12 protein-coding genes are annotated in these 12,967 nt (G+C 55.5%); 7 read left to right on the top strand and 5 right to left on the bottom strand.

What is annotated here, in order from left to right:
• Positions 1–15: 15 nt before the first annotated feature.
• Positions 16–681: a helix-turn-helix transcriptional regulator gene (locus tag WC612_01635; GenBank protein ID MFA6279482.1), complete on the bottom strand. Its 666-nt coding sequence runs from the start codon at positions 679–681 to the stop codon at positions 16–18.
• A 122-nt stretch (positions 682–803) separates the two neighbouring features.
• Between WC612_01635 and WC612_01630 the strand changes: the two genes are divergently transcribed.
• The 4 genes from WC612_01630 (at position 804) to WC612_01615 (ending at position 4,164) form a co-directional block, all read left to right on the top strand.
• On the top strand, positions 804–1,511 hold the full coding sequence (locus WC612_01630) for a queuosine precursor transporter (protein ID MFA6279481.1): 708 nt from the start codon (positions 804–806) through the stop codon (positions 1,509–1,511).
• A 139-nt stretch (positions 1,512–1,650) separates the two neighbouring features.
• Positions 1,651–2,889, top strand: coding sequence for a hypothetical protein (locus tag WC612_01625; protein MFA6279480.1), 1,239 nt, complete (start codon positions 1,651–1,653; stop codon positions 2,887–2,889).
• Between the two features lie 63 nt (positions 2,890–2,952).
• Entirely contained in the window at positions 2,953–3,546 is a 594-nt protein-coding gene (locus WC612_01620; protein ID MFA6279479.1) for a hypothetical protein, read from the top strand.
• Positions 3,547–3,567: 21 nt separating this feature from the next.
• Entirely contained in the window at positions 3,568–4,164 is a 597-nt protein-coding gene (locus tag WC612_01615) for a superoxide dismutase (protein MFA6279478.1), read from the top strand.
• Here WC612_01615 and WC612_01610 read toward each other — a convergent pair.
• The 3 genes from WC612_01610 to WC612_01600 all read right to left on the bottom strand — a co-directional run bounded on the left by WC612_01610 (position 4,130) and on the right by WC612_01600 (position 7,154).
• Positions 4,130–4,726, bottom strand: coding sequence for a tail fiber domain-containing protein (locus WC612_01610; GenBank protein ID MFA6279477.1), 597 nt, complete (start codon positions 4,724–4,726; stop codon positions 4,130–4,132). The genes WC612_01615 and WC612_01610 overlap by 35 nt on opposite strands.
• A gap of 164 nt (positions 4,727–4,890) precedes the next feature.
• Positions 4,891–6,099, bottom strand: coding sequence for a DUF1566 domain-containing protein (locus WC612_01605; GenBank protein MFA6279476.1), 1,209 nt, complete (start codon positions 6,097–6,099; stop codon positions 4,891–4,893).
• A gap of 383 nt (positions 6,100–6,482) precedes the next feature.
• Positions 6,483–7,154, bottom strand: a complete 672-nt coding sequence (locus WC612_01600; protein ID MFA6279475.1) for an OmpA family protein — start codon at positions 7,152–7,154, stop codon at positions 6,483–6,485.
• Between the two features lie 258 nt (positions 7,155–7,412).
• On the opposite strand from WC612_01600, the gene hemN reads away from it, so the two are divergent.
• Together hemN and WC612_01590 are read left to right on the top strand one after the other, a co-directional pair.
• Positions 7,413–8,858: an oxygen-independent coproporphyrinogen III oxidase gene (gene hemN / locus WC612_01595; GenBank protein MFA6279474.1), complete on the top strand. Its 1,446-nt coding sequence runs from the start codon at positions 7,413–7,415 to the stop codon at positions 8,856–8,858.
• A gap of 317 nt (positions 8,859–9,175) precedes the next feature.
• On the top strand, positions 9,176–9,724 hold the full coding sequence (locus WC612_01590; protein MFA6279473.1) for a hypothetical protein: 549 nt from the start codon (positions 9,176–9,178) through the stop codon (positions 9,722–9,724).
• Between the two features lie 6 nt (positions 9,725–9,730).
• Here WC612_01590 and WC612_01585 read toward each other — a convergent pair whose 3' ends face one another.
• Positions 9,731–9,997, bottom strand: a complete 267-nt coding sequence (locus WC612_01585) for a BrnA antitoxin family protein (GenBank protein ID MFA6279472.1) — start codon at positions 9,995–9,997, stop codon at positions 9,731–9,733.
• Positions 9,998–10,408: 411 nt separating this feature from the next.
• On the opposite strand from WC612_01585, the gene WC612_01580 reads away from it, so the two are divergent.
• Positions 10,409–12,967, top strand: coding sequence for an ATP-binding protein (locus tag WC612_01580; GenBank protein MFA6279471.1), 2,559 nt, complete (start codon positions 10,409–10,411; stop codon positions 12,965–12,967).

Below are 12,967 nucleotides of genomic sequence, written 5' to 3'. Positions count from 1 at the left end.
GCGTGCCGGTGTCGTTTAGGGCGCCTTCATATAAACGGGCCGCGTAACGCTGCTGCCGTTTTTCCAATGGTGTTCGAACTGTTGGCGAAACGCGTCGGTGACGGACTTGCTTTTGATCAAGACAACGCGCAGCGAGTCTTTAAAATTCACGATGGCTGTTTTGTTTTTATAAAGGTAAATAGGCGTCAGGCCGGAAAAAATCTTTTTGGGAATGGCGCGAAACTCTTCGTTGGGCCAGATGCGCACCAAATCGCCTTCCCGAACAAGACCGCGCAGACGAATGTTGTTGACCGGCCGGCGTAAAACCATCTCCTCCAGTTTGTGTTTGAAGTTTTTGTACATAAGCTGATGGTCAAGATTACTGAGCAGCACTTCTCCTCCGCCGTCTTCGGTCAGCGTTTTTTCATAATCCGCCCACACATCAAAAAGGCCCTGCTCCCCGTGGAGCGTCTTCACGCTAAACTTTTCCGGTCGCAGATCGACACCGTGATCCTCAATAAACTCAACACCAAACTTTTCAAAGGTTGCGTGGAGAACGTGCAGTGTGCCGGTGCGGGGTGTTCCCTTGCCCTGTTCAAAATTGGCGATGGTCGCCAGTGACATGCCCGAAAGGCGCGCCAAATCGCTTTGTTTCCAGTTTAGGAGAAGCCTTGCGGCCTTCATTTGAGAAATAGTAGCCATAACGCATTATACTAAGCACAAATAGTTATCAAAACCATAATCAAAAAGAAGGCATTATTAGTTTCAGCCCGTTGCTGTTAGAATAAGAAATAGATTTTTCGCAAACCCATTAGGAGGACAAGATGTTTCATCGTGATGAAAGCTTAAAAGAAACCAGTGCCGATTATGAATGGCACCCCAAGCATTTTGATGTTGTGGCCTGCCTTTACATTTGTGCTTTGATAACGACATGGGTGACGGTTCCCAAACTCTTTATGGTGGGGGACTTCGTTTTCCCCGCCTGTATTTTGGTTTACCCCCTAACCTGCATTTTTGGGGATACGTTGACCGAGGTTTACGGATTCGACCGCACGCGCCGTTTAATCTGGATGGGGTTTGTGTGTGGGCTTATGTTCCTGTTTTTTACACAACTCTCCATCATCTTGCCGCCCGCGACAGATTTTAAATTGCAGGAGGCGTTTGCCGCAATTAATGGACAAATGCCTCGTATTGTCCTTGCATCGTTCACGGCCTATTTGTGCTGTGAGTTCACCAACTCTTATATCATGTCAAAAATGAAGGTGTGGTCGCGGGCCGATAATTTCCCGCTTCGCGCTGTGGCCTCTACCCTTGTCGCCCAATTGGTGGATAGCGCCGTCTTTTTCGTGATGGCGTTTGCGGGAAGTATGCCCAGTGGCGTTCTGACCAAACTTGTCGTGACGGCATGGCTTGCCAAGACCCTTTACGAAACGCTCTTTCTTCCCCTTACGACGCTCGCCGTAAGGCGGCTTAAAACACTTGAGGGCGTCGAGCACTTTGATCGCCATGCCTTAGACGTTTTGAAGTTTTAAGGCGTTATAGTTGATCCCCTCGGCGGCACATTCTGCCGCTTGGGGGTTAGCGGGAGGGGGCGGGCCATCGGCATCCCCTTGATAAGGCGAGAAAATGATTCTGGCACACCCTTTGCTTATTACTAGCGAAGGGATTTTTATGATTAGTGCCGCAAACTCAATCCAGCAAACCAATAACGCCTATCTGGCGCAGCTAACGGCTGCCCGCGTTGCGGCGGCCGCGTCCCCTTCGGCCTCTTCTTCTGGGGGGAGTTTTGCCTCGACCTTGTCGACGGTACAATCTGCGCCCCTTCCTTTCACGCCGCTGCCCCCGCCGACGCCCCTGACCCCTTCACCCAAGGCGGCGGCGGTTACGTCTGTGCCGCTTTCTGCGCCTGCCCCCGCCCCCCTCTCTGCGCCCGCGCCTGTTGATCTGGCTGAAAGAAGCGGCGCGGCTGAGTCGCTCCCCCCTACCGATGCGGTAGCCTCGCCTCAAATGGCCGAGGTCAAGCGCCCCATTGAGGCGGGCAGCCCTGAAGACACGACGAACGTCCCCACAACGGATGAGAACCTAAGCCTTGACGATCTTGTGGATCTTCTTAATCCGCTTCAGCATATCCCCATCGTAGGGACGATTTATCGCGCGGTGACGGGCGATACGATCAAGCCCGATGTGCAGGTGGTGGGCAGTATCCTTTTTGGTTTGGCGACGGGCAGCGTGCTTGTTAGCGCGGCCTCAGGCATCGCCAGTGCGATCTTTGAACAAAACACGGGCGAAGAGCCGACGGTGCAGATGGCGCGCGCGATCTTTGGCGATGAAGACACGGTGCAGTTGGCTGCCGCCGAAACGCCTGTCCTTGAGGGCGCTGACGGGGCCGACGAAGCCGTGGTTGCCGAAGCAACGCCTGACGCGGTCGTGGCGGCGGCGGAGGTTGCCCCAGAGGCCTCCGCGATCAAGATGGCCGGGGCAATCACGCCGGACGTTTTGACGACTGCGGCACAGGCTTCTTCGCCGCTACAGGCGACCACGGTGGCCGCCTTGGCCTCTACCCCCAAACCTTCTTCCACAAAACCTTCCGCTGGAATGCTCGTCCAAACGGGCGGGATCCGTGTGGGCAATACTATCTATGCCAGCCCGCAGTTGCGCTCGGCGGCCAGAATTGCCGCCGCAACGCCCGCCAAAGTTGATGTTCCTTCCCCTGCCGTTGTTGAAGCGCCTAGCGAACCTGCCGCCGCCCTGACATTGGGCGATGCAATCCATCAGCAGGCCTTGGCGGGGCAATCCGGCCAGCCCTTGCCGCCAGAGTTTATCCAAGACATGATGCTTAAGGCGTTGGACAAATATACTGCCGCGCAAAATATGGCGACCATGCCCGATGCCGTGACGTCGATTCAGTAGGGGATTGACAGAGGCTCCTAACGGCTTACGCTGATCCTTCTTGTTTTTTAAAGGATTAGCCCCATGAATGACTCCGTTAATGAAATCGTTGCGCGCATCCGGCAGATGGAAGATAAGCTGGAGGCCGAGTTTGAAAAAAACCGCGCCCGCTATGAGGTCAGGCTGCGTGGCCGGATGGCGTGGTTTGCCGAAGAGGTTATTGCGCGGCAGCGCGCCTTTAAAATCAAATGGCCGCAGTTTCTTCGTGCGGCAAGGCTTCTGAATGTCCTTGTTGCGCCCGTGATTTATTCATTGATCGTCCCCCTTGCGTTGATTGACGTGTGGACGACCCTTTATCAGCATCTCTGCTTTCGCGTTTATGGCGTTCCCTTGGTCAAGCGCTCGTCCTATGTCTTTTGGGACCGAAATCATTTGGCCTATCTCAACGGAATTGAAAAAATGAATTGCGCTTACTGCGGCTATGGCACGGGCGTTCTTTCCTATGCCCGCGAAGTGGCGGGGCGCACCGAGCAATTCTGGTGTCCCATCAAGCACGCGTTGCGCGTGCGCGACCCACATCAGCACTATGCCAAGTTTCTGGACTTTGGCGATGCTGAAGGGTATCGCGCCAAGCTTGCTGCTATGCGCCAAGACGTGCGAGACTGCGAAAAGGAGTAACCCCGACCAAGGAGGCTTACCATGTCCATTTCTCTTCCCCCCCTGCCGTTTGATCCTGCCGCGTTAGAGCCGCACATGTCGGCGCAGACCTTCGCGTTTCACTATGGCAAGCATCATCAGGCCTATGTCACCAACTTGAATGCGTTGATCAAGGATACCCCGTTGGCCGAGGCTGCATTAGAGGACATCATCGCGGAGACCTCCAAGGACGCGACTAAGGTGGGAGTCTTCAATAACGCCGCGCAGGTGTGGAACCATACGTTTTTCTGGCAAAGCCTGTCGCCCCAAGGTGGCGGCGAACCGCCAGCCGCGCTGGCGGAAAAACTGACGGCGGCCTTTGGCGGCGTTGACGCGTTTAAAGAGCAATTTAAGCAAGCGGGCGTTACGCAATTCGGCAGCGGCTGGGTTTGGTTGGTGGCGGATGAGGCAGGGGCGCTTAAGATCGTCAAGACGGCCAACGCCATGACGCCGCTGGCCATGGGTCTTGTGCCGCTGGTGACCTGCGATGTGTGGGAGCACGCCTATTATCTGGACTTCCAAAACCGCCGCCCCGACTTTTTGCAAACCTTCCTTGATCATTTGATCAATTGGGAATTTGTGGCGGGGAATGTGGCGTAGCCCGCCTCTTTATCGTCATCCCTGACCCCCTTCCGTCATCCCAAGCCATTTTCTCTTCGCGCCACTTTGCGCGAAAGAAAATGGACGTGGGATTTAGTGTCACTTTCCTTCGGACGCCAAACAAACGAAAGGGCGGGCGGAAGGACCGTCTGGATCCCAGATCAACTTTCTTTCGTCTCACTAAAGCGAGCCGAAAAGAAAGTTTTCTGGGATGACAGAAGAGGCGGGGATAACGGTACGGTCTACTTCCGTGCGCCTCCAGCTTTTCAATGCGGGCGCGAAGGTCGTCGTTCTCGGCCTTCAGGTTTTTGACCAGCGCGTGAAGCTCTTTAACGCCCTCTAAGGCCAGAGGGCCAAACCGGTCATACATCACGCCCCACGCCTTGGGGTCGTCCATTTTAACGTCCTTGTTGGGATCATCATCTCCCTTGTTGACGAGTTCGGGGAACAGAGGATAGACCTCTTGCGCGATCACACCGACCTCATGGCCGCCCGTTTTTTTCCAATCGAACGACACGGCGCGAAAGCGGGAATCCAGTCGCGCCGTGTCTACGGCACACATGAGTCATACACCTCGCAGACGCTCGGTGCTAAATTCCCGCTTTCGCGGGAATGACGTGGAGAGTTTTGTTCTCCAAACCGAATTCAATTTGCACCCTTCACCACCAAAAAATTTCCACTCGACCCGCTTCGCGGGAACAGAAAATGATTAAAGGATTAAATAATTCATCTTCGAGCACAACGAACAAGATAGTCGTAGTTCTTGAGGTAGTAGTTCTGGTAACCGTCGCTGAACCTCTGGTTGTACGCGTTGGCATTATTGTACTCCGTCGACGACCAGTACGAGCCACTAGTTACAAAGCGTCCAATGACGGCTGCATTAGAATACATCACATTAAGCTCGTACCTTGCGGGCAAATACCAATCACTATTTCCGTCTTCAGTCAAATTCTCACACTGTTGCGCAGCAGAATGGGGCGAGGCTGCATCAGCCAAGGCGGCAAGCGTTGTCGTGTTAGCCCGTCCAGTATTGGTATTTGTAACACCCTCCAAAATATAATTTGCTGTCCCATTATTCCAAGAAAGCATAAAAGCTACGCCGCTGCACGCCGAGCCGTCCCACGTTTGTCCTGCATCACAACGTGTAACATAGAACGGCACGTTGCCGTCGGGCGTCAGCCCCGCATAAACAGACCCATCGGCGCAAACAGTGCCTACGGAAGGCGAACTACTACAGTCGCCAACCGTTGAAACTTGCCATACCGTTGCCGTGTTGCCCGCCGTCAGCGTAACGTTCGTGGTCACGCCGCCCGAGGTATCGCTTGTCACACGCGCCTGAACATAATTGCTGGATGAAATGGTCGACGCTGCGGTTGTCCAATCTTGAATAACCGTCGAACAAGCCTCGTCGCTGCAAAGGCGATAGGCGGGTGAACCGGAACCGGCTATCCCAACATTGATTGTGCAGGTAAACCCTGTAACCTGAACGATATCCGATGTCGTTAACGTCGAGACAGCGACATTCGCTTGGTCGGCAAAGGCAAAAGCCGTTGGCGTTGCGTCACTACAAATCGTTCCCCCAAGCGCCGACCAAGACGACCCATTACACCCCTGAAACGCGCCGCCTACATACTGGATCATCCCCGCTTTGCCTGCATCGCAGGTTGTGGCGGCATAGGGCGGCGCGGTCACCGCGCCGACAAACAGCGGGGATTTTTGCATTGTGCCCGTGCTGGTGGAGGTGCTGGTGCATTGCGCCAGCGTGTCGAAATCGGCAGAAGAGCCAGAGTTTGTGCAGGTCGTATCGCCGATTTGCTTTTCCCCAAAGGTAGGGGCCGTTTGTGCCATCGCGGGGGCGTGGAGGAGGTTTCCCTCGCTGAGGATCAAGAAAACAACGGCCAAGCGGGAGAGGGGGGCAAAGCGAGGGCTAGGCATGGGGAAAACCTGCGGCTGGGAAAAGAAGACGTTCGCGCCATGTTACCGGAAAGCTAGGGGGGGTCAAGGGGGAAGGGAGCTTGGATTGGGGAAGAGTCGGAAGGAAGAGCTCTTTGTCCGTTACGCCTGTCCGTCATCCCGCGCAGCGGATGGCGCGGAGCGGCAGACGCGTGATGCGGGACCCATCACCTGTCTTCTCCACCAAAGGCCCTATTTGCCACTTCAGGAGATGGATCGCCATGGTCGCTGCGCTCCCTCGCGATGGGGGTAACGGGGAAAGTGGGCCTCTTTCCGTTATAATGAGCCTCTGCACTTCTCTCCAAACAAAAACCCCGCCGTTCTTGCGAACGACGGGGTTTTTATTCTTTAAGCTTTAAAAAAGCTTATTTCTTGGCCGCAACAGGAGCCTTGGCTTTTTTATGAGCCTTGACCTTCTTGGCGACGGGCGCGGGGGCTGCCACAGGAGCGGCAGCGGCCTCAGAGCCAGCAACGAAGGGAAGTGTGTCAACTTCGACGTCAACGCGACGATCGGGTTGCAGGCACTTGATCAGCTTGGCCTTGGCCAGCTTCTTGGGGCAGTTCGTTGCAGGAGCGCTATCGCCGAACCAACGGGTTTCGACAACCTGTGCGTTCACAATGCCCTTAGAGACAAGGTACTTGCGAACGGCGTCAGCACGCTTCTTCGAAAGTTTTTCGTTCGCCGTGGCGCTGCCGATACGATCAGCATAACCAGCAACGCGAACCGCAACAACGCGGCTGCCTTTGGCTTTAATGTCGGTTGCCAAGGCATCAAGAGCCGTACGGCCATCCTTGGTGACGACAGATTTGCCAAAGCCGAAGTAAACCGACTTGGTTTCGGTTACGGGCTTGACTACGCCGCCACAGGCGTCGTTGTCATTCGTCCATTGCGTACGCAGACAATCGCCGCTCATCGTTTTGATGGGCGTGCCGTTTGAATCGCGAACGACGTCAAGGTTGCTGGCTTGTGCCGAAGCAGCCCCCATACCGAAAGCCAGCACAGCGCCAGCAAGCAAAAGTTTCACAGAATTCTTCATGAGTTTCTCCATAAGGTAAGACTAAAGCCCGACAGGCATGGCCGCTTTGGGCGGATTTGGCAGAAGCATTTATTGCGCAATCTCATTAAAAAACGATTACGTCTTGGCTTCAAGCCATAAAATAGCCCTCTTGTGTCGTTTTCGACTCGCACCGCGCCTTTTAAGCCACACTTTTTGGCTGGAAAGGGTTCTTTTAGGGGGTGAGGAGCTGTGATAAGATGGTGATTCGTTGTGATTACTTGACCTTTGGGGCCCCCTTTGAACCGCTTTGCCACCGCACAAACCGCTTTAGAGCCAGAAACGGAAGGCAGTGCTTTTGATCTAGAGGACCCGTTTATTGGCCTTTTGGGGCAAAAAGCGGGGCGCGACGATCTATGGCTGGGTAAGGCTGTGCCTCGCTATACCAGCTATCCCCCCGCGACGGCGTTTGAGGATGGCGTTACGGTTCAGGCCTATCGTGAGGCTTTAGAGGCGCTTGCGCCGGAAGAGCCGATTTCCCTTTACCTGCATATTCCCTATTGCCGCGCCCTTTGCCTTTACTGTGGCTGCCATACGCAAGCCACGCAAAACCATGAGCAAGTGTCGTCCTATCTTGGCTCAGTGCATCGTGAGCTTGAGGGGATCGCGCTTACCGCGCCGCGTTCCCGTCGCGTCAGTCACGTCCACTTTGGTGGCGGTTCACCCAACATGATGTCGGAAAAGGATTTGGGTTTGATGATGGGCTCGTTGGTGCGCCGCTTCGCCCTTGACGACGCGACCGAAATCGCGATGGAGCTTGACCCCCGCCTGATTACACGGGCGCAAGCGCAGGCGCTGGGGATGCTGGGCGTCACGCGCGTTTCCTTGGGCGTGCAGGATTTTGATCCTGATGTGCAAAAGGCCATTGGGCGCATCCAGCCTTTCGATCAGGTGGAGCGGGCCTGCTCTTTGTTGCGTGAGGCCGGAATCCGCAAGATCAACCTTGATTTGATGTATGGCCTGCCGCTTCAATCGCCGCCCTCGGTCGCGCAAACGGCGATGCAGGCCTTGGCGCTTCGGCCCGACAGGATCGCGCTTTTTTCCTATGCGCATGTGCCGCAAGCCAAAAAGCACCAACGGGTTTTAGAACAATATATTCTACCAGGCCCCTATGCCGCCTTAGCGATGGAGGGGGCGGCGAGAGCCGTTTTGCGTGAGGCGGGCATGGTTGAGATTGGCATGGATCATTTTGCGCGGCCTACGGATTCGCTTGTTAAGGCGCTGGAGGCGGGCACGCTGCACCGCAATTTTCAAGGCTATACGGACGATCAGGCCTCGACCATGCTGGGGGTGGGGGCCAGCAGCATCGGGCGCATGGGGCAAGGCTATTTCCAAAACGAACGCAACGTCGCGGCTTATCAAGAGCGTGTCCGTGCCGAAGGCTTTTCCGTCACGCGCGGCCTTCGCCTGAAGGGCGAGGACAAGCTGCGCGGCGCGATCATCGAATCCTTACTCTGCACGATGAAGGTAAATCTGGAGAGCCTTTGCCGCGCCCGTAACTATTCCCTTAGCATTCTGGTCGGCGCGTTGGATCGGCTTAAGCCGTTTGAAGAGGCGGGGTTGGTTAAAAGGGAAGGCTACACGATCACCCTCACTACGCCTCACCGCATGGCTGTGCGCGTCGTGGCCTCGCTGTTCGATACGACAACCCTTGCTAAGGACGCACCCGTTTCAAGGGCGATGTAGGCGCGGGACGGAAGAAAGCATTCAGCATTCAGCATTCAGGATTTAGCATTTAGGGGAGAGTGGCGCAGCCTTTTTCCTTTTCGTCATCCCGCACGAAGCGGAGCGTAGATGCGGGACCTAGTTGAAAGCTTTTTAAAAAGCAACATTGACCCCAGTCCCCTAGGTCCCGCATCATGCGTCTGCCGCTCCGCGCCATCCGCTGTGCGGGATGACGGAAGGGATGGCCTTTCCCCTTTTTACTTATTACTTTCAGAAACGGCATGTTATTCTGCACGACAAAAGCGAAGTTAACCATAAGCAATAACCGAGGAATTATTATGGCCGAATTTAAAACACCCCCCCTTATCGAACAGTTTAAGGCCGCAGGGCGGTTGGCGAATGAATGGCGCGATACGCTGACTTATGGCGCGTTGTTGACGGGTGCGGTGGTCAATGCCTATTACGGCAATCCTATATCGCCCTTGAATTTCGTAGCGCTCGCTATTGCTAGAGAGGTTGGGCGAGCCGCCAGTTGGTATTGCTTCCCAGACACTTGTTTGGCGGGTAATGGTGGTGAAAAAAGGCGTTCAACGATGCAGTGTGTGTTCGCCGCAGGGACCCTTTTTAGTGGCTTGTGTGTGGCACTGAATTTATCCCCCGCACTAAGGAGTCCGATAGACGGGTATTCTGTTGCGCTTAGCCTTGTTACGTGTTTAACGGATTGCTATATAGCTGGTGGCTCTAAAGAAGTTCTGGCCACTTACGAGTATATGTGGGACTGGCCACGCAAAAGGGGCGGTGGCGGACAGACCGAGCGCTTCAAAGAAGGCGTTCGCGGCCTTACCCTAAAACTGACGCCAGCCCGTCAAGCCCCAAGCCCCGTTTAGATACCCCTACCTTACGGCCTCGACAAGGGCTTTAAGGGTATCGTCAATGCGCGTTTGCCAGCCGCTGCCCTTGGCCTTGTAAAAAGCAAGGACCTCTGGCGACAGGCGGATGGAGACGGCCTTCTTGGTCGGCTCTCCCTTTTTTGCGCGTGAGCGGCTATAGGCGGCCAGTTCGGGAAACTCATCGCGCAAGGGGCGAGCTGTTGCCAATTCACGCTTGGTAAGGGGCGCATCGTCGGCGCGTGCGCGGAGCCTAGGTGTTTTGCTGGGCATAGGCTTTCTCCTCTGGTTTGTTGGATCGGCGCAGGCTTATGATTCGAAATTTATCCCCGCGCTTTGTAAAAATAATAGTGTGTAGTTTGCCGTGAAGGTCTCCGACGGCAGCGTAACGTTGTTCCCCATCGCTCTGTCTTGTGCGATTAAAAAGAACGGCCCTGTCCCACGCGAAATCATGCGCCTTTAAAAACGTGAGTCCGTGTTTTTCGTCGTTCAAGCGGCTTTTGTTTTCGTCCCATTCAAAGATCATGCGTTTAATGTATACACATAAACGATATTTGTCAAGGCGTATCACGCCGCGATCCCTTCGGAACCGCTATGGGCATAATCCTGTTTCCTTCGCGGCCAATATGGCTTATTCCTCTTGGGTGATTCTTTTTCCGTTTTACGGTGTGTTTTTTGACCCCTATGCCCAAGACATTGTTCACAAAAGCCCCTTTGATTGCCGTTTTGGCGGTGGTGCTTGTTTTCGCCATCGTTGCGGGCGCAGGGCTGGGGCTGGACTGGCCCCTTTTGCTGGCCGCCGCCGCCATGGTTTTTGCCGTGGCCGAGGGGGTCGCGTTGTGGAGTCTGCGGAAGAAGGCGGCACTGGACGCCCGCCTTTTGCGCCATCTGAAGTTCGTTGCGGATCGTCTTCAGGCAACATTGCGCCATGCGCCCATGGGCTATTGTTTGTTTACGCCGCAAGGCTTGCTGCGTGAGGAGCAAGCGGTCGCCGCGCGCTTTGGGATCGGGAAGCTGACCCATCTGGATGAGTTGATTGGCGCGATTACGGACAGCGGTGCGTTTCTGGCCGCCTTTAGCAAGCTTCAAACGTCGGGTGAGCCGTTTGTGCAGGATATTCAGGCCGTGCAAGGGAAAAGGCCGATGCGCCTTTATGGGCGGCGGTTCCGCATAGGGACCGAGGGGCCGCATATCGATGGGCTGTGGTTTTATGATTTGAAGGCCGACGATATGGCCCTCCCCGCGTCTGTAAAAGACGAAAGCCCAAAGAGCGCGGAGACGCAGTCCGAAAAACAGGTCGCCCCTCTTGCGGCAGCTACATCTAGCGGTGCGAGCTGCGCAACGGCGACCTCGGTTGTTTCGGGGGCCAGAGCGGGATCGTGCCTTGATGCGTTGCCCTTCCCCGTATGGGGCCGTAATGCCGATCTTGAGCTGGTGGCGTGTAATAAGGCCTATGCCCGCGTTTTGGATAGCACGCCTGAACGTGTTTTAGCGCACCAGCACGAATTGATGCCGCCCCCGTTTAAGGGCGGGCGCACGTTGGCCGCCGCCGTCTTGGCCAAGGGTGAGGCGATGGAGGTGCGCGATCACGCGGTGATGAATGGCCAGCGGCGCTTGCTGCAAATTGTGGAGCAGCCCTTTATCAAGGAAAAGGACGATCCTCGCCCCATCGCCCTGCTGGGCTTTGCTCTTGACGTGACGCCGGAAGAGGAAAAAGAGGCGGAGCTTCGCCGCCATCTTGTTTTGTATCATGAGGTGATGGAGCATCTTAGCGCCGCCATCTGCGTTTACAGCGCGGACAAAAGGCTGGAGTTTTACAACCGCGCCTATCAACGGCTGTGGGAGGCGCAAGAGGTCTTTTTGGACAGCAAGCCGACCTTTAGCGATGTGTTGGAAGATTTGCGCGCGCGCCGCCGTATTCCTGAACAAGTGGATTTCCAAAAGTACAAAAAAGAACAGCTGGCTCTTTTCACCTCGCTTTTAGAGCCGCGTGAGGACGTGATTTATCTGCCCGATGAAACCAGCCTGCGCGTGATGGTTGCGCCCCATCCTTTGGGAGGCCTTATGTACGTTTATGAAAACGTCACGGATCAGCTGGCGTTGGAGACATCGTACAACACGCTCATGGCCGTGCAGCGCGAGACGATTGACAATCTGGCCGAAGGCATCGCCGTGTTTGGTCCCGATGGCAAGATTCGCTTGTCCAACGTGGCGCTTGCCACGCTGTGGGACTTGCCGGAAGATTTCTTGGAAACAGAGCCTCATGTTGCGGACTTTTTGGAGCAAGCCAAAGACCTTGTCTCGACGACCGATGACTGGGAAACGCGCAAAGCGGATCTGGTCGGCAAAGCCCTTCACCGTATGCCGCGCTCGGGTCGCATGGGGCGCACGGATCAAAAGATTGTCGAGTTTCTGACCGTGCCGCTGCCCGATGGCTCGGTACTCAACAGCTTCTTGGACGTTACGGACTCGGCGAAGGTGGAGCAAGCCCTTCGCGCCAGCAACGCGGCGCTGGCCACGGCGGATCGCCTGAAGTCCGACTTTGTCGCCAACGTGTCCTATCAGTTGCGCACGCCGCTGAACACCATTACGGGCTTTGCCGAGATTTTGGTCGAGCAGTATTTTGGCGCTCTCAACGAACGGCAGATGGATTATACGACGACGATCAAGACGGAAAGCGAAAAGCTTTCGCGCTTGATCAACAACGTTCTGGATCTGGCCACCATCGAGGCGGGGCGCATGACCCTAGACCTTCAGTCTGTTGTCGTGGCTGATCTGCTCAACGACGCCAAGGCGATGACGGCGGAATGGGCGCGGCAGCAATCGCTCGAAATCCTGATTGATTGTCCTTCGGATCTTGGCGCGTTCGAGGTGGATGAACAGCGCGTCAAGCAGGTGTTGTTTAACCTTATCAGCAATGCGATCAAATACACGCCTGCGGGCGGACATATTGCTCTGGCCGCGTGGCAGCAGGACGAATGGGTTGTGATCAGCGTTCTGGACACGGGCGTTGGTATTCCCGAAGACGACCGTGATCGGATCTTTGGCAAGTTTGAACGCGCCAACGATCATTTGCGTCAAGGCGGGGCTGGGCTGGGCCTAAGCCTTGTGAAGAGCTTTGTGGAGCTTCATGGCGGACGCGTTGAGATTTTCAGCGACGCGACGGATGGCACGCGTATCAGCTGCTTCTTCCCGCAAAAAGCGCCGAAAAAGGACGAAGCGCCGTTGCTCGGCAAGGCGTAA

Source organism: Bdellovibrionales bacterium (assembly GCA_041662785.1).
GTDB lineage: Bacteria > Pseudomonadota > Alphaproteobacteria > UBA9219 > UBA9219 > UBA8914.
This window is presented reverse-complemented; position numbering and strand designations above follow the sequence as displayed.